The organism is Streptomyces ureilyticus (assembly GCF_011045025.1).
GTDB lineage: Bacteria > Actinomycetota > Actinomycetes > Streptomycetales > Streptomycetaceae > Streptomyces > Streptomyces ureilyticus.
On record NZ_JAAKZX010000091.1, the window covers coordinates 1 to 17,428 of the forward strand.

The following is a 17,428-nucleotide window of genomic DNA, read 5'->3' on the forward strand; positions in this document are numbered from 1 at the left end:
TGTGTATAAGAGACAGCCCCTACCCTCCCCCACTCTCGGCTTCGCTCGAGCGGAGGGACCCCAAGGGGCTGATCATCCCGAAGGAGAACCGCGCATGCCCCCGCCCCCTGCGGATCGCCACACGGACCTGCTCATCGTGGGAGCCGGCCCCACCGGCCTGTTCGCCGCCTACTACGCCGGTTTCCGCGGTCTGTCGGTGACGGTGCTGGACTCGCTGCCCGAGCCCGGTGGCCAGATCAACGCCATGTACCCGGAGAAGCAGATCTTCGACATCGCCGGATTCCCGGCGGTACGGGGACGCGAGCTCGTGGACCGGCTCCTTGAGCAGGCCGCACCGTACGACCCGTGCTACCTGCTCGGCCACCGGGCCGAGACGATGGAGCGGACCACGGAGGGTGCCTTCGTCGTGACCACGCACCAAGGGGCGCGCGTGCGGGCCAGGGCCGTGATCGTCACCGGCGGCATCGGCACCTTCACGCCCCGCCCTCTGCCGGCCGCCGCCGCGTACGAGGGAGCCGGTCTGGCGTACTTCGTGCGCAGGCCGGACGACTACGCGGGCCGGGACGTGGTGATCGTCGGGGGCGGTGACAGCGCCTTCGACTGGGCACTCACCCTGCACCCGCTGGCCGCCTCCGTGACCCTGGTCCACCGCCGCGACACCTTCCGCGCGCACCCGGCCACCGTGGCCGCCGTACGGGCCGCGGGCGTGGAGATCCTCACCGAAGCCGAGCTGACGAAGGTCATCGGCGACGGCGGGGACGGCAGGGACATCGAGGCCGTGGAGATCACCCGGCGCGACGGGCAGACGTACCGCCTGCCCTGCCAGGGGATCATCGCCGCCCTCGGCTTCACCGCCAACCTCGGCCCGCTGCTCGGCTGGGGCATCGACATCGCCCACCGGCGCCACATCCCGGTCGACCCGGCGATGCGGACGTCCGTCCCCGGGATCTACGCGGCCGGGGACATCAACGACTACCCCGGCAAGGTACGGCTGATCGCGGTCGGCTTCGGCGAGGCCGCGACCGCCGTCAACAACGCCGCGCACCACATCGACCCCGAACAGCCGGTGTTCCCCGGCCACTCCACCGACGTCCCCACAGCGGCCCCCGCCGCCGCGTAGCACCGAAGAGGACCGATCATCCATGCCCTACGTCATAGCCGAGCCGTGCATCGACATCATGGACCGCTCCTGCATGGAGGAATGCCCGGTCGACTGCATCTACGAGGGCGACCGCAAGCTCTACATCAACCCGATGGAATGCATCGACTGCGGCAACTGCGAACCCGTCTGCCCGGTCGAGGCGATCTCCCAGGACCGCAGGGTGCCACCGGAGTTGAAGGACTTCGTCGCCGACAACAAGCGGTTCTTCACCGCCCCCTTGCCCGGCCGCGACGAGCCGATCGGCCTGCCGGGCGGCGCCGCCGGCCACGGCCCGGTCGGCACGGACACCGAACTCGTCGCCGGGTACGACCCACGCGGCTGAGCACCCTGTGAGGGAGGCGCCGTGATCGACGGCGAGATGTGGTCGACGCGCACGTCCTGTCCGGCAACGCGGTCAAGGTCTTCCGCGCGCTCTCACTTCTCGCCGTGCCCCTCGGCCAGTTCCTCCCAGCGCCGCAGCGCGACCGGATTCCACTCGGCGTGCCTGCTGTGGAAGAGGTCGGCTGCCTTGGCCCCGCTCCAGCCCGGAGGCAGCAGCTTCGACGGGAGCCGCGGATCGAGGAAGGGGAAGCGGCGCCACTCGTGCACCAGCATGGTCTGTGCGTGCAGGACGGCGTCACCGTCAGCGGGGCGCAGCCCGGTGAACTCGTCGATGAACGCCTCGTAGCGGTCCTCCACCTCGCTGAGGTCCCAGGCTCGGGCCACCATGGCCGCCTCACTGCCCACAGCGCCGTACGTGGCGGTGAAGGACATCGCGTCGTCGGCGAGTCCGAGTTCCTTCAGGACGCCGAGCGCCTCCGCCTCACGGTCGGCGTGGGGCGTGATCCACACCCCGGGCTCCGGAGAGCCGAAGCCGGCCCAGGTGAGCCGGGTGCGCACCCGGTGCCGCAGATCCCGCTTGGCCTCCGGCACGGAGACGAGGACCACCAGCCAGGTGCCGTCCCAGGTGTGCTCCCCGCTGCCGAAGTCGTAGATGCGCTGCGCGCCTTCGGTCAGCATCCGCCGCCCCGGCGGGGTGAGCGCCCAGCGGACGCGGCGTCCCATCCGCTCGGAGGCCAGCCAGCCCTCTGCCGCGGTCCGGGCGAGCGACTGGCGGGCCGACTTCTCCTCGACACCGAACATCGCCAGCGCGTCCACCAGCGCGGAGGTCCACACCGGGGTGCCCTTGGGCAGTACGTACTCGCCGAGCATGGTCATCAGCAGCGACCGCGCACTGACGTCACCGACCTCCCGGCGCCGGCTGACCACCGGCCGTGCGCTCCCCGCCGCGGCCCGGTCGGGGCGCACCCTCCGGCCCGGTCCGCGCGCCGCACGATCCACCATCGTCCTTCACTTCCCTTGCTGCCGTCCGATCCGATGTATCACGCCGTCACGTGACATCGACCGCGTGACATCGACGTCATCAGCGTATCCAGGGCGCTCCGGCAGTACGGCCCGGAGCCGCGCCTCTCTGGAGGTCTCGCCCTTCCTTACACAATATCTTGTCGTTACAGAAATTATTAGTAGAGTGTCTGTCGCGTCGGCGGGCCGCCGACCGGGACGCGAAAGGTGGACCCGCCGTGGCCGCGAAACTGCACAGCTACCTCGCCGGTGACTGGTACGAGGCATCCGACGAGGGGCGTCCCCTGCTGGACGCGGCGACCGGCGTCGAGGTGGCCCGGCTCTCGGAGCGAGCCGTCGACGCCGCCGCCACGCTGCGCCATGCGCGGGAGGTGGGCGGCCCGGCCCTGCGCGAGCTGACCTTCCACCAGCGCGCCGGCCTGCTCAAGGCGCTCGGCAAGCAACTCGCCGCGCACACGGACGAGTTCCACGCACTGTCCACCCGCACCGGAGCGACCCGCCGCGACTCCGTGCTCGATGTCGACGGCGGCATCGGGGTGCTCTTCGTCTACGGCGGCAAGGGCACCAAAGAGCTGCCCGATGGTCATGTCCTGCCCGACGGCGACATGGAACCGATCGGCAAACAGGGCACCTTCGCGCTACGCCACGTCCATGTGCCGCGGCAGGGCGCGGCCGTGCAGATCAACGCGTTCAACTTCCCCGTGTGGGGCATGCTGGAAAAGCTCGCGCCGGCTCTGCTGGCGGGCCTGCCGTCCGTGGTGAAACCCGCGGGCCAGACCGCCTATCTGACGGAGTTGGTGTTCCGCCGCATCATCGAGTCCGGCATCCTCCCCGAAGGCGCCGTCCAGCTGATCTGCGCCCCACCGGACGGCATCCTCGACGCGCTCACGGGACAGGACGTGCTCAGCGTCACCGGATCCGCCGCGACCGCCCGCACCCTGCGCAGCCACCCGGCCGTCGCCGGCCGCGCCGTCCGCTTCAACGCCGAAGCCGACTCCCTGAACTGCGCAGTTCTCGGCCCGGACGCCGGGCCCGGCACCCCCGAGTTCGACCTGTTCACGCAGACCCTGGTCACCGAGATGACCGTCAAGGCCGGGCAGAAGTGCACCGCGATCCGCCGCGCTCTGGTGCCCGCCGGACTCATCGACGCCGTACAGGAAGCTGTCTGCGCCGAGCTGGCCGACCTGCGTGTCGGCAACCCCGCCGATCCCACGGTCACCATGGGCCCTCTGGCCGGCCTCGGGCAGCGGGAGGAGGTGCTGCGCGCGCTCAAGGCGCTCACGGCGGCGGCCCGCCTCGTCCACGGCGACCCGGACCGGTTCGAAGTCCTGGACGGTGACCGGGAACGCGGCGCCTTCCTCCCGCCGCTGCTTCTGCGCTGCGACGACCCCGACCGGGCCGAGCCGCACGAGGTCGAGGCGTTCGGCCCCGTCAGCACCCTGCTGCCGTACGACGGAACCGCCGCCCACGCGGTCACGCTGGCCGCACGCGGCGAGGGCAGCCTCGTCGGCTCGGTCGTCACCCACGACCCCGGCTTCGCCCGCGAGGCCGTACTCGGGGCCGCCCCCTGGCACGGTCGCCTGCTGCTCCTCGACCGCACCGATGCCGGGGAGTCCACCGGCCATGGCTCGTCGCTCCCGCACGCCGTGCACGGCGGCCCCGGCCGGGCGGGCGGCGGCGAGGAACTCGGCGGCATCCGCGGCGTGCTGCACCACATGCAGCGCACCGCCGTCCAGGGCCCGCCCGCCCTCCTCTCGACACTCACCGGGCCTCCGCCCGGTCATGACCGCTGAGCCTCAGGCCGAGGCGTAACACCATGGCCGATCTCGACAAGCTCGCCCCCAGACCCTCAACTCCCTTAGGGCTCAAGCTTCTTGAGTTGTGCCTTGGTGCGCCGGGTCCGCTGGAGGCGCTCGGGAAGCGGTGTGCGGTAGTCGGGCAGAAGGCGCTGAGCGCGGAACGCGGACTTCAGGAAGAGGCGGACGACACGCTCGCGGCGGGGGCTGATCCAGCCGATCCGGTGGAGTCGGCAGACCCGCTCGCCGGCGAGGTACCGGGTCAGGTCCCTGCCGAACGCCCGGAAGGGTGCAGGGAACCAGCGCTCGGCAAAGAAGTCCATCATCGCGGTCGCCACACGATGGCCGGACTCTGTCTGTTGGTACGGACGGGAGTCGAACTTCAAGGCGAACTCGGTCATCGCGTTCCAGTCCTCCGGGAACGCCTCGTCGGCCAAGGGGCCGGACTCGCGTTCCAGAAGGCGGAAGAGTGCCTGCGCCCAGGGGTGCCACGCGATCTTCATGTGTTCGCTCATGCCGGGCAGGCCGAGCGAGGTCTGCAGGCGGTCGCCGAACGTGGCCAGCAGGACCAGGGGATAGACGAAGTCGTCGATGTGGTCGAAGTTGCCGGGCAGGTGCGGGGTTCTGCGGGCTACGCTCAGGTGGATGCGGTTCAGCCGTGCGGCGGCCTTGCGGCCCGCCGCGCTGGATAAGCCGTCCACCATCCAGGCCATCAGGAAGTCGTTGCCGTCCTGGAAACGCCGGATGGGTCTCGTCTCCAGCTTCGAGGTGTGGGCCAGGGTGGCGGCCCCCATACTCGGCTGCATCATGCGCATGGTGCCCGGATAGACCATCATCGCCAGGGCGAACTCTGGGACGCGGTGGCTGACGTAGAGGGAGATCATCCGCTCCCAGTCGGTCTCCGGGTCCATTCGAGCCAGTTCGCGGTCCACCCACGTGTATCCACGGCGCAACGTTGGTTCCCCCAGCCTCGTAGCCAGGCGGCTGTACCGCCGTGGCTCCTGTCGGAATATGGCTGAGAGGACGCTCGGGCTTCCGCTTCCCGATGCCAGGGCTCGCCGTGATTTAGATCACGATCAAGCTCGGGTGAGGCCTGCGGCTGGTCCGTGACCCGTCGCAGGCGGTGGCCTCGGTGTCCACCGCCTGCGCGCGCACCTAAGCGCTCACCGGATCCCCCTCCGCCCCGGGCACCGCTTCCTCGGCCTCCTCCGGCGACAGGTCGCCCAAGTAGGCCGCCCGCACGGCCGGATCGGCGCGTACCTCGTCCGGGGTGCCGACGCTGATCCGGCGGCCGAAGTCGAGGACGACGACCTGGTCGCAGACGCTCATGACCATGTCGACGTCGTGCTCGACGAGCAGTACCCCCATACCCCACTCCTCGGCGAGCCGCCGTACCAGGCGGGCCAGTTCGCGGGTCTCGTCGTCCGAAAGGCCGGCCGCCGGCTCGTCGAGCAGGAGGACGGACGGTGAGGTCGCCACCGCCCGGGCGATGGCCAGCAGCCGTCGCTCCCCGTACGAGAGGTCGCCCACCGAACGGTCCAGGCTGCTCTCGAGCCCGAACTCCCGCACCGCGACGAGCACTTGGCCGGGCAGAGGGCGGCTTCCGGGACGTATCAGATCCTTGAGGTACGTCCACGGGCCGGGCCGGTCGCAGGCGGCGTACAGGTTGTCCAGGACGGTCATGTCCTCGAAGAGTTCCAGTGACTGGAAGGACCGGCTCAGGCCCGCGCGGGCGCGCAGGTGCACGGAGGTGCCGGTCAGGTCCCGGTCGCCGAGGTGTACGGCCCCGGAGGCGGGCCGGGTGAAGCCGGTGACCGCGTCGATGGCGGAGGTCTTGCCCGCGCCGTTCGGGCCGATGAGGCCGGTGACCCGGCCGGGCTCGATGGCGAAGGAGAGGTCGTCGACGGCGACGACACCGCCGTAGCGCACGGTCAGGCCGGTGACGCGGAGGGGGAGGGGCGCCGCACGGTGGGCGTCCGGCACGGACTCGGGAGGCGTCGCCTGCGGGCCCGCCGCCCGGTCGTCGGAGCGCTTCCGGAGCAGCTTGCGCTCGACTGCCGCCGTCTGCTTGCCGAGCCCCTGCCCGATGCCGTCCTGGTTGCCCACCAGGGTGAGCAGCAGGATGATCCCGCCGATCAGCGGCATCCACTCGCTCAGCCCCGGCACCACCAGATCCCCGAAGCGGGCGCCGACCGTGCCCGCGGCGAACGTGGCGCCGAACAGCGGGCCCACGAGGAAGCCGACGCCGCCGATGACGGCGAGGCCGAGCGCGGTGATGGAGTCGAAGCTCGCGAAGTCGGTGAAGACCACCGAGGTCGAGCGGAAGCCGGTGAGGACCCCGGCGAGCGCGGCGATCGCCGCCGACACCCCGAACGCGTACAGCTTCGTGGCGCGGACGCCGATACCGAGAGCGGCGGCGGCCCGCTCGTTGGCGCGCACCGCGATCAGCCGGCGGCCGGTCCGGCTGCGCCGGAGGTTGGCCACCACCAGCGCGGCTCCGACGAAGAGGAGCAGCACCAGGGCCGCGTACCGCTGTGGATGGTCGACACCGGAGATGTCGATACCGAAGAGTGTCTGCTTGCCCACCGCGATGCCGTCGCTGCCGGGGGTGGTGGCCAGGTCGGTGTTCTGGAAGACCATCACCTCCAGCGTCGTGCCGAGGCCGAGGGTGATGATCGCGAGGTTGACTCCACGGGTGCGGACCGCGGGCAGCGCGAACAGGAGGCCGATCGGTACGGTCCCCAACACGCCTGCCAACAGGGCGAGTTCGAAGGGCCAGCCCCAGTCGGCGACCGCGTGCCCCGCGATGAAGGCGCCGGTTCCGGCGAGGGCGTACGCCGCGAGGGAGACCTGTCCCGCGTAGCCGGTGACCACCACGATCGACAGGATGATCAGGGAGAGCACCAGGGTGTTGGTGATCGCGTCGGCCCACTGTGGCGTCGACAGCGCCACCAGCAGCAGGGCGACCGCGACGGCGACCGCCAGTGCCACCGGCCGCACGCGTCCGGTGCCGAGCGCCGGCAGCCGGTCGAGGAACGTGCCGCGCAGCGGCAGCGCCCGGCCGCGGGCCACCAGGACCACGGCGATGACGAGGAACGGCACCGACCCGGCGAGGCCCGTGACGTCCGTGCCGAAGCGGGTCAGTTCGGACTGCACGATGCCGATGACGAGGCCACCCGCCAGGGTGACGGGGAACGAGGAGAACCTGCCGACCAGGGCGGCGGCCAGCGCGCTCAGCAGAAGCGTGGTCAGGCCGCTCACGGACAGGCCGATGACCGGAACGATCAGGATGCCGGTCAGCCCCGCGAGTGCCGAGCCGAGCCCCCAGTTGGCGGCGGCGATCAGATCCGCGGACCAGCCGAGCGAGGAGGCGGCGCTCTGGTTCTCCGCGACCGCCGTGGTGCCGAGCCCGAACAGGCTGCGCTTGTAGAGGAGATGGAGCGCGACGGTGATGGCGATCGCGATGGCGAGCAGCCAGATCCGGTCCTCGGACACCGTCGCCCCGGCCACTTCCACCAGGTCGGAGGGCAGTTTGCCGGGCACGAGCTGCACGCTGTCGCCGTACCGTTTCACGGCGGCGGCGGTGAGCACGATGAACACCGCCAGGGTGCCGACCAGCCGGGCCAGTGAGGAGGCCCGGCGCAGCGGGCGCATCACCAGCAGATGAGTGAGCACCCCCAGCAGCCCGGCCACCAGGACCCCGCACCCGACGGCGGTCCAGTAGGGCACGCCGTGCTGCGTGGCGAGCTCCCATTGCACATAGGCGGCGGTCATCCCGATCGCGCCATGCGCGAAGTTCAGGACGCCGGAGCCTCTGTAGATCAGCACGATGCCTTGTGCGGTGAGCGCGTAGAGCGCACCGAGCCCGAGGCCCAGAAGCGCGAAGCGCAGGATGTCGTCCACCAGATGAACCTCCAGGGCTCCATGAGTAGCGAACGCCCGATGCTGCGGCAAGACCGTACAGCACATTTATTTAAATAATTGTGGCAAGAGTACTTCTCTAACCACACTTCGCGCTCCATGCTGGTCGCGTCTTCAACGTCGCCCGTCCGGGGCGCGAGTCTTCGCGGAGGAAACATGAACAACCCACGCCGACGCAGAAGTACCGCAGCGAGCTGTCTCGCGATGACCGGAGCCCTGCTCGCCGCCGGCTGCGGCGGTGGTGCCGAGGAGGAGCCCACCGGCAGCGCGGCCGCCGCGTCCGCACTGACCGGCGCACCGGTCAAGGTGATGGTCTGGGCACCGGAGAACACCCAGGGCAGCGCACAGCCCGGCGTCCGGATCACAGCCCAGGCGTACGAGAAGTGGATCAACGCGAACGGCGGCATCAAGGGCGGCCCGCTCAAGGTCCTCACCTGCAACGAGAAGAACGACCCCGACGAGGCCGAGAACTGCGCCCAGCAGGCGGTCAGCGAGAAAGTGGTCGCGGTGGTCGGCTCGTACAGCCTCGCCGGAGACCGCTACATGCCGATCCTCGAAAAGGCCGGCATCCCCTACATCGGCGGGACCGGAGTGTCGGCCGCGGAGTTCTCCAACCCGCTGTCCTTCCCGGTCAACGGCGGCACCCCCGTGGTCTTCGCCGCGCACGGACAGCAACTGGTGGAGGCGGGCTGCGAGAAGATCTCCGGGGTGCGCTACGACGTCGCCGCCGCAGCGATCGTCAGCCAGTTCCTCGGCCTCGGCGCGACCTCCGCCGGCGGTAAGCCGCCCAAGGACCTGAAGGTGCCGGTGACCGCCACCGACCTCGCCCCGCAGGTGGCCGCCGCGACCAGGGACAGCGACTGCGTGAGCGTCATCCTGGGCACGCACTCGGACCTGTTCGTGAAGGCGTATGTGCAGTCCGGCGCCAAGACCGAACTCGGCAGCGTCGTCGGCAACCTCACCCCCGAGCTGGCCGCGACCACCGGCGGCAGCGGCAGCCCGCTGGACGGCTCCGCCATCACCGGCTACTACCCGCCCCTCTCCGACCCCGCCTGGAAGGACGCCGTCTCCGCCCTCGAAGGCAAGGATGTCGACCTCTCCAACGGGGCCAACGCGACGACCTGGGTGGCGTTCAAGGTCTTCAGCGAGGCGGCCGGGAAGCTGCCGGAGATCACCTCCAAGGCCCTGGTGAAGGAGCTCAACACGTCGAAGGGCATCGACACGGGGGGATTGACTCCGCCGCTTACCTGGACGGACGCGACCGCGCTGCCGATGAAGGGGCTGAACCGGATCCACAACACCACCGCCACTGAGCTGGTGCTGAAGGACGGCAAGATCGAGTGGGCCGAGTCGGGGTCGGACTTCGTCGACATGCGAAAGGCCCTGACGGCCGCGTCGTCCGGCTGAACGAAACCGCACTGTCCGCGAAAGCGGCAATTACGGAAGGAGAAGTCCTGTGGCCACCAGCGCACCCGACCGCACCGGCGCCTCGCCCGAGGCGTCCGGTCAAGCCCTGATCGCGACCCGCGCCCTGTCCGCCGGGTACGGCACCCAGCCCGTCGTGCGTGACCTCGACATCGAGGTGCGGCCCGGTGAGGTCGTCGCGCTGCTGGGGCCCAACGGGGCGGGCAAGACGACGACGCTGCGGGTGCTCGCCGGCGATCTGGCGCCGATGAGCGGCGAGGTGCGCTGGCTGGGCGGTGTGGGCCGGGCGCCGCTGCACCGCCGGGCCCGGCAGGGCCTCGCCTACGTCGGTGAGCGCGCGGTCTTCACCCGGCTCGATGTGGCCGAGAACCTGCGGGTCGGCCGGGTGGAGACGGCCCGTGCCCTGGAGCTCTTCCCCGAACTGGAGAAACGGCTCAGGACCGGGGCGGGCATGATCTCCGGCGGCGAGCAGCAGATGCTCTCACTGGCGCGCGCCCTGTGCCGGTCGCCCCGGCTGCTCCTCGCCGACGAACTGTCGCTCGGGCTCGCCCCGTTGGTGGTCGAGCGTCTGCTGCGCGCGGTACGCGAAGCCGCCGACCGGGGCCTCGGGGCGCTGCTGGTCGAGCAGCACGTACGCAAGGTGCTGGACATCGCGGACCGGGTGTACGTGCTGCGCCGGGGCCGCATCGAGATGACCGGCACCCCGCGGGAGCTCCGCGAGAACCTGGACGCCGTCGAGTCCTCCTACCTCGCCCGGCCGGGGACTTCGGCGTCCATGTAAACGCTCTCGGGATCCTTCAGGGCGTCGCGGCATCCTTTATGGCAGGCAGCCGACATGGGCGAGGGCCTGCTGCAGAAGCACTCCCTGCCCGCCCGGCATCTCGGTCCTGACCAGCTCCGCCGCGGCCTCCTGCGGGCTGAACCAGACCAGGTCCAGCGCGTCCTGGCGGGGACGGCAGTCGCCGGTCACCGGGACGATGTAGGCGAGGGCGACCGCGTGCTGGCGCGGGTCGTGGAACGGCGTGAACCCCTGCGTCGGGAAGTACTCGGCGACGGTGAAGGGCTGCAGGGATGCCGGCACCTGGGGCAGTGCCATCGGGCCGAGGTCCTTCTCCAGGTGGCGCAGGAGGGCGTCCCGGACGCGTTCGTGGTGCAGTACGCGGCCGGAGACGAGGGTGCGGCTGACCGTTCCGTCCGGCCCGATGCGCAGCAGGAGCCCGATGCTGGTGACTTCGCCGCTGTCGTCGACTCTCACGGGTACGGCCTCGACGTACAGGATCGGCATACGGGCGCGCGCATGCTCGAGTTCGTCGGGACTCAGCCAGCCGGGCGTGGTTTCGGTCATGTCAGACATTCGCTGATCATACTTTCCGCCACTCAGCTTCCGCTCCCGCACAGTTCTGCGAAGCGCCGGACGCCGATATTGCCGCCGGAGATGATCACGCCGACGCGGGACGGGAGCCGCTCGACGCGACCGGCCAGCAGGGCCGCCAGTGGAGTGGCGCCACTGGGCTCGACGATGATCTTCAGTCGCTCGAAGGCGAACCGCATCGCGTCACGGATCTCGTCATCGGTCACCAGGAAGATGTCGTCGACCAGGCGCTGGTTGACGGAGAACGTCAGCTCGCCTGGGGTCTCGATGGCCTGGCCGTCGGCGATCGTGCGCGGCACCGGGATGGAGACGCGCCGACCGGCCTCGAGGGACCGCTTGGTGTCATCCCCGGCCTCCGGCTCGATACCGATCATCCGGATCCCGCTGTGCAGGCCCTTGGCCGCGGTGGAGCTGCCCGCGATCAGCCCGCCCCCGCCGACGGGCGTGATCAGAGCATCCAACTCCCCGGCCTCCTCGATCAGTTCGAGGGCCGCGGTGCCCTGTCCCGCGATCACCTGCGGATGCTCGTACGGCGGGATGAGCGCAAGGCCGCGATCGGCGGCGAGGGCCTTGCCGATGGCCGTACGGTCGCCGGTGTAGCGGTCGTACGTGACGATCTCCGCGCCGTAACCGGCGGTGGCATCCAGCTTGGACTGCGGCGTGTCCTCCGGCATGAGGATCACCGCGGTCGTGCCCAACTCCCGTGCGGCGAGGGCGACGGCCTGGGCGTGGTTACCCGAGGAGTACGCGGCGATGCCCTTGGCCAGCTGCTCTGGCGACAGGCGGGACGCGGTGTTGTAGGCGCCGCGGAACTTGAACGCGCCGATGCGCTGCAAGTTCTCGCACTTCAGGAAGACCTGGGCGCCGACGAGCGCGTCTAGCGTGCGCGAACGCAGTACGGGGGTCCGGTGGGCCACGCCCTTGATCTGCGCGGCGGCGTCGCGGACGTCGTCGAGGTTGACCGGGGGAGTGTGCGTCATGGCTTCGCTCCGTCGGGGTGGTGTGTGGTGTCGGGCTCGGTTCCGTCGGCCGTGGACACGGGAGGCGCCGCTCTGGCGTCGGAGAGGTAGTTGTAGGCGGAGGCGCGCGAGATGCCGAGCCGGGTGGCGACCTGCTCGACCGCGCGTCGTACGGCGAAGACGCCGCGCTCGTCCAGGCTGCGGAACAACTCGAGGCGGCCGGCGCGGTCGAGTTCCGACCAGGTCTTGTTCTGCCGCAGTTGATGGCTGTCGACGATGGCGTCCACGACGGAGCCGATGTCGTTGCCGAACGTCGTGGTCGGCACGGCCGGTCCGGCGGCGACACCCGCGAGCTCGCCGATCAGGGCGTGCGCCTGATTGACGGCGGTGATGTCGAGATTGACGCACAGGGCGCCGAACACCGTGCCGGTGGAGTCGCGCAGCACCATCGTCGACGACTTGACGATCTTCCCTGTCGGGGTGCGGGTGAGGTAGTTCAACTCGTCGCTCGCCTCGTCGCCACGGGCCAGGATGCCCATTCCGATCTCGCTCATCGCCCCGCCGACGGCGCGCCCGGTCACCGAGCCCGCGATGGCGACCACGGACTTCTCCGGCCGCCGGAAGTCGTGCACGACCACCTCGCAGAACGAGCCGAGTGTCGCCGCGATGCCGTCGATGACGGGGGTGAGCGCGGCGATGATCGCGTCCTGCTCGTCGGTGGCGGACATCGCGTGCTCCAGGTTCTGGATGGAGGGGCCTATCGGGTCTGGACTTCCAGTCCAGTTCCTAGACTACACATCCAGAGTCGATTTCGTACGGTGCTCATCCGGCCGTCCCTCCAGATGTGCCGGTGGGGATCGCATGTGGGGGCCTACGGTGTGTAGTCGCGGTCCCCGTACGGGACGGTGGACCGGGGAAAGGGTCGACATGACCGCAGTGTTCGTTCACGGTGTGCCCGAGACCGGTCAGTTGTGGGACCGGCTTCGTGCGCGCCTCTCGACCGACTCGATCGCCTTGGATCTGCCGGGGTTCGGCGTGCCGACTCCGAACGGTTTCGGGGCGACCATGGACGAGTACGGCCAGTGGCTGGAGCGGGCGTTGCGCGAGGTCGACGGGCCGATCGACCTGGTCGGGCACGACTGGGGTGCGCTGTTCGTGGCGCGGGCCGCCGCGAACTCCGCTCTTCCCGTGCGGAGTTGGGCGATGGACGTGGCCGGGATCCTGCACCCGGACTACGTCTGGCATGAGTTCGCTCAGCTCTGGCAGACGCCGGGAGCGGGAGAGCAGTGGGCCAAGGCATCGGTCGAGGCCGCTCCGGGCAGCCCGGAGAGCCCCGCGGCGCAGCTCAAGGGGGCCGGTGTGCCCGCCGAGGACGCCGAAGCGTTGGGTGAGCGGCTCGACGCCACCATGGCCGCGTGCATCCTGGCCCTCTATCGCTCGGCGATGCCCAACCCGTATGCCCGCGCGACGGCAGAGTTCTCCGGGCCCGCCTCCGCGCCGGGGCTCGTACTCCAGGCCGTGCTCGACCCCTTCGACGACCTGGCGGCCTCCGACGAGACGGCCGCCCGCCTCGGCGCCCGCACCGAGCGGCTCGAGGGAGTGGGCCACTGGTGGATGCTGGAGGACCCCGACACCGCGGCTGCCGTGTTGGAGCGGTTCTGGGTGGAGGCGGCTGACGGGCGGTCAGTCGAGGACATGCCGTAGATAGGCCTGCGGGTCGGTGAGATAGCGGCGCCAGTGGTCGACCAGGGCGAGTTCGTCCCACTGAATCCGGTGCATGCCGTGCTCGCCGACCTCGACGATGTCCGCACCGGGCAGCGCCGTCAGCAGCGGAGAGTGGGTGGCGCAGATGACTTGGCCGCCCTGCTGCGTCAACTGGTCGATATGGCCGAGCAGTTCGAGGCAGGACGAGAACGACAGCGCCGCCTCCGGCTCGTCCATCACATACAGCCCGGGCTGGAGGAACTTCCCCCGGAACGCCGCCAGAAAGCCCTCGCCGTGGCTGACGGAATCCGGAGTGAACCCTTCCCGGCGCAGTGCGTCCATCGCCGTCTCGGCCCGCAGAAAGAACCCCTTGCGGGCGGACCAACTGCCCAGCATGCGCCGTCCGCCCGGCGCCGCGTCGAACCGGATCCGCTCACCCAGCACCGACTTGCCGCGGCGGCTCGCATAACGCCAGTCGTGCGAGCCGCCCCAGGAGTCCAGCCCGAAGCCCTCCGCCAGGGCCTCGACCAGTGTCGACTTGCCCGAACCGTTCTCCCCGACCAGGAAGGTCACCGGAGCGGTGAACCGCAGCCCGTCCGCCAGAAGCCGACGAACACAGGGCACGGACCAGGGCCACTTGTCAGCCTCGTACGTGGGCACATGTGCGTACGCGCGTTCGACGATCACACGCCGAGTTTCTCATGGGGCACTGACAGGGCGCCGATGCCCTCCGCGCGGCTAGGACGTGTCGAAAATTTCGCGGCAGGAAATGCGGCAACCTCTTCACCCAGAGCGGCAACTGCCTTGCGGCAATGCACGACTTCATGTCACCAGGGCGGTTGAAGTAATGGAAGCGAAGCAGCAGAAGGCGCGGCACCGCAGGCGCAAGGTCGGTCTGTCGATCGGGATCCCGATTGCGGTGGCCGCGGCGGCGGGCATGGCGTACGGCACGGATCTGGGTGTGTTCGGCGAGGACGCGCAGCGCAGCGCCTCGGCGGCGACCGCGGCCCCGGCGTGGGCCGATGACGTCGCCGACGGCTTCGCGTCGGTCAACTCGCAGGGGCAGAAGGGCACTTACGGCGGCCGGGACGGCAAGACCGTCACCGTGAAGACCCTCGCCGATCTGGAGAAGTACGCGACGGCCAAGGAGCCGTACGTCATCGTCGTGGCCGGCACGATCAACATGAACCCCAAGGGCAAGGAGATCAAGGTCGCCTCGGACAAGACGATCGTGGGCTCGGGCACCTCCGGGCAGATCGTCGGCGGCGGCTTCTTCCTGGGCCAGGGCGTCCACAACGTCATCATCCGCAACCTGACGATCCGGGACTCGTACGCCGGTGAGTGGAACGACAAGGACCACGACTTCGACGCCATCCAGATGGACGGCGCGCACCACGTCTGGATCGACCACAACGACCTGCGGCACATGGCCGACGGCCTGATCGACAGCCGCAAGGACACCACCAACGTGACGGTGTCCTGGAACAAGCTGAGCGACAACAACAAGACCTTCGGCATCGGCTGGACCGAGAACACGACCGCCGACCTCACGATCCACCACAACTGGTTCCGCGAGACCGAGCAGCGCAACCCGTCCACCGACAACGTGGCCCACGCGCACCTCTACAACAACTATCTGCAGGACGTGCCGAACACGGACATCACCACGTCCTACGGCAACTACGCGCGCGGCAAGACGAAGATGGTGCTGGAGAACAGCGTCTTCGAGGGGCTCAAGAACCCCGTCACCAAGGACAGCACCGCGGCAGTGGTCCAGCGCGGCAACGTCTTCTCCGGCACCAGCGGCCGTAACGAGAGCGGTGGCACGGCTTTCGACCCGAAGAGCTTCTACAAGTACAGCCTCGACAAGGCAGCCGACGTCCCGGCGCTGCTCAAGTCTGGTGCGGGGCCCAGGACTTCAATCGGTACGACGGCGAGTGCGAGTGCCGGGACGAAGGCCGGCGCCGCCGCGACCACGCTCACCGTCGCCAAGGACGGCAGCGGGCAGTTCAAGAGCGTCCAGGCCGCGGTCAACGCCGTACCGGCGAACAACACTTCACGGGTCGTCATCTCCATCAAGCCCGGCACCTACCGCGAACTGGTCAAGGTCCCGCGCGACAAGCCGCATGTGACCTTCCAGGGCACGGGAGCCAGCCGCAAGGACACCGTGATCGTCTTCAACAACGCCTCGGGGACGCCGAAGCCGGACGGTTCGGGGAACTACGGGACCAGCGGAAGCGCGAGCGTCGCCGTCGAGGCCGACAACTTCCAGGCCCGTAACCTCACCATCTCCAACGACTTCGACGAGGCGAAGAACCAGAGCCTGGACGGACACCAGGCCGTCGCCCTGCGCACCGCCGCCGACAAGATCTTCCTCGACGGGGTCATCGTCACCGGTGACCAGGACACGCTGCTGCTGGACACGCAGTCCAAGGACAAGCTCGGCCGGGTCTACGTCAACGACTCCTACATCGTCGGGAACGTCGACTTCATCTTCGGCCGGGCCAGCGCGGTGATCAACAAGTCGGTGATCACGCTGAAGAAGCGGTGGAACGGCGACTCGGCGGGGTATGTCACGGCGCCCAGTACGGCCGCAGGCCGCAAGGGCATCCTGATTGCCAACAGCACCGTCAACGGCGATGTGTCCGCCTCCAGCTTCCACCTGGGCCGCCCCTGGCACGCGGGCGGTGACGCCGCTCTCGACCCGCAGACCACGGTCCGCAACACGTCCCTGAGCAGCGCGATCAAGTCCGCTCCGTGGACCGACATGAGCGGCTTCTCGTGGAAGGACGACCGGTTCGCCGAGTACAAGAACACCGGCCCCGGCTCCGGCTCCGCGAGTGGCGACCGGCCCCAGCTGACCGATGCCCAGGCCGCCGACCAGGAGATCGGCGACTGGCTGGGCGACTGGAAGCCGAGCGCCTCGTAGGACAGGCGGGGCACTTTTCGGTCAGGCCCTCCCATCGGCTCGATCCCGCTGTTCAATAGGAACTTAGGAACTGTTCAGTGGGAACGAACGATGTCCGTGAGAGGAGCCGGCCGTGTCCCCAGTGGTCGTGCCGCCCGTCGGTGCGCGCATCCGGCAGGCGCGCACCGCGCGGGGCATGAGCCTGCGCGGACTGGCGCGGGAGATCGGCGTGTCCGCGAGCCTTATCTCGCAGATCGAGACCGGGAAGAGCCAGCCGTCCGTCAGCACGCTGTACGCGATCACCACCGCGCTCTCCATCCCCGTCGAATCGCTCTTCGACAGCTCCGACGGCCTCGACGGGGAGGAGAGCGCGCCGGCGCCGGCTCCCGCCTCGCCCGTCGCCGGTCCGCCCGGCACCGTCCTGCACGCGCTCGCCGCCTTCGCCGCCGACCCGGGCCACCGGATCGGGCCGCTGGTCAGGGCCGAGGAGCGGGAGGTCCTTGAGCTCGACTCGGGCGTCGTATGGGAGCGCCTCGGTCATGTTCCGGGCGCTGACGTCGACTTTCTGCTGGTGACCTACCGGCCCGGCGGCGCCTCCTCCGGCTCGGGCGGGCTGATGCGGCACCCGGGCACGGAGTACGGCTATCTGACCTCCGGCGAGCTGGTGCTCACTCTCGGCTTCGAGGAGTACACGCTCCGCCCGGGCGACGCGGTGTCCTTCGAGTCGACGACGCCGCACCGCTATCGCAACGACGGCGACGAACCGGCCGTCGGCGTCTGGTTTGTGTTCAGTATGCCTTGACACTCTCCTCGGGCGGTCGTTCACTCGAAGGGGAGGTT

The 17,428-nt window shown here is 69.8% G+C and carries 15 protein-coding genes; 8 read left to right on the forward strand and 7 right to left on the reverse strand.

Going from position 1 to position 17,428, the window contains the following annotated elements:
- Nucleotides 1–94 precede the first annotated feature (94 nt).
- Nucleotides 95–1,120 carry an NAD(P)/FAD-dependent oxidoreductase gene (locus tag G6048_RS25885; protein WP_165341990.1) on the forward strand — a complete coding sequence of 342 codons (1,026 nt, stop codon included), beginning with the start codon at nt 95–97 and terminating at the stop codon, nt 1,118–1,120.
- Nucleotides 1,121–1,142: 22 nt separating this feature from the next.
- Nucleotides 1,143–1,484 carry a ferredoxin gene (gene fdxA, locus G6048_RS25890; protein ID WP_165341991.1) on the forward strand — a complete coding sequence of 114 codons (342 nt, stop codon included), beginning with the start codon at nt 1,143–1,145 and terminating at the stop codon, nt 1,482–1,484.
- Nucleotides 1,485–1,576: 92 nt separating this feature from the next.
- On the opposite strand, the gene G6048_RS25895 is transcribed toward fdxA, so the two are convergent.
- Nucleotides 1,577–2,485, reverse strand: coding sequence for a PaaX family transcriptional regulator (locus tag G6048_RS25895; RefSeq protein WP_165341992.1), 909 nt, complete (start codon nt 2,483–2,485; stop codon nt 1,577–1,579).
- A 236-nt stretch (nt 2,486–2,721) separates the two neighbouring features.
- Between G6048_RS25895 and paaZ the strand changes: the two genes are divergently transcribed.
- A complete protein-coding gene (gene paaZ, locus G6048_RS25900; RefSeq protein ID WP_165341993.1) occupies nt 2,722–4,296 on the forward strand; it encodes a phenylacetic acid degradation bifunctional protein PaaZ in 1,575 nt (524 codons plus the stop codon).
- Between the two features lie 65 nt (nt 4,297–4,361).
- Here the strand turns inward: paaZ and G6048_RS25905 are convergent, their stop codons facing one another.
- The gene (locus G6048_RS25905) at nt 4,362–5,231 is read right to left on the reverse strand and encodes a DUF2236 domain-containing protein (RefSeq protein WP_328826969.1); all 870 of its coding nucleotides are present in this window, start codon (nt 5,229–5,231) and stop codon (nt 4,362–4,364) included.
- Nucleotides 5,232–5,454: 223 nt separating this feature from the next.
- On the reverse strand, nt 5,455–8,202 hold the full coding sequence (locus tag G6048_RS25910) for an ABC transporter permease subunit (protein WP_165341995.1): 2,748 nt from the start codon (nt 8,200–8,202) through the stop codon (nt 5,455–5,457).
- A 174-nt stretch (nt 8,203–8,376) separates the two neighbouring features.
- Here G6048_RS25910 and G6048_RS25915 point away from each other — a divergent pair, with 174 nt between their 5' ends.
- Entirely contained in the window at nt 8,377–9,627 is a 1,251-nt protein-coding gene (locus G6048_RS25915; RefSeq protein WP_165341996.1) for an ABC transporter substrate-binding protein, read from the forward strand.
- Nucleotides 9,628–9,676: 49 nt separating this feature from the next.
- Entirely contained in the window at nt 9,677–10,426 is a 750-nt protein-coding gene (locus G6048_RS25920) for an ABC transporter ATP-binding protein (protein WP_408056174.1), read from the forward strand.
- A gap of 36 nt (nt 10,427–10,462) precedes the next feature.
- On the opposite strand, the gene G6048_RS25925 is transcribed toward G6048_RS25920, so the two are convergent.
- From G6048_RS25925 to G6048_RS25935, 3 genes are read right to left on the reverse strand one after another with little or no spacing between them, the layout of a single operon-like run.
- A complete protein-coding gene (locus G6048_RS25925) occupies nt 10,463–10,990 on the reverse strand; it encodes an NUDIX hydrolase family protein (RefSeq protein ID WP_165342022.1) in 528 nt (175 codons plus the stop codon).
- Nucleotides 10,991–11,022: 32 nt separating this feature from the next.
- Nucleotides 11,023–11,997, reverse strand: coding sequence for a pyridoxal-phosphate dependent enzyme (locus tag G6048_RS25930; RefSeq protein ID WP_165341997.1), 975 nt, complete (start codon nt 11,995–11,997; stop codon nt 11,023–11,025).
- Nucleotides 11,994–12,704, reverse strand: coding sequence for a helix-turn-helix transcriptional regulator (locus tag G6048_RS25935; protein WP_165341998.1), 711 nt, complete (start codon nt 12,702–12,704; stop codon nt 11,994–11,996). Before G6048_RS25935 ends, G6048_RS25930 begins: the two co-directional genes overlap by 4 nt.
- 199 nt (nt 12,705–12,903) lie before the next feature.
- Between G6048_RS25935 and G6048_RS25940 the strand changes: the two genes are divergently transcribed.
- Nucleotides 12,904–13,680, forward strand: a complete 777-nt coding sequence (locus G6048_RS25940; RefSeq protein WP_165341999.1) for an alpha/beta fold hydrolase — start codon at nt 12,904–12,906, stop codon at nt 13,678–13,680.
- On the opposite strand, the gene G6048_RS25945 is transcribed toward G6048_RS25940, so the two are convergent.
- On the reverse strand, nt 13,660–14,367 hold the full coding sequence (locus tag G6048_RS25945; protein ID WP_165342000.1) for an AAA family ATPase: 708 nt from the start codon (nt 14,365–14,367) through the stop codon (nt 13,660–13,662). The two genes, G6048_RS25940 and G6048_RS25945, sit on opposite strands and share 21 nt — an antisense overlap.
- Before the next feature lie 160 nt (nt 14,368–14,527).
- On the opposite strand from G6048_RS25945, the gene G6048_RS25950 reads away from it, so the two are divergent.
- Entirely contained in the window at nt 14,528–16,609 is a 2,082-nt protein-coding gene (locus G6048_RS25950) for a pectinesterase family protein (RefSeq protein WP_165342001.1), read from the forward strand.
- A 112-nt stretch (nt 16,610–16,721) separates the two neighbouring features.
- Nucleotides 16,722–17,390, forward strand: coding sequence for a helix-turn-helix domain-containing protein (locus G6048_RS51485; RefSeq protein ID WP_165342002.1), 669 nt, complete (start codon nt 16,722–16,724; stop codon nt 17,388–17,390).
- The last annotated feature ends 38 nt before the right edge of the window (nt 17,391–17,428 follow it).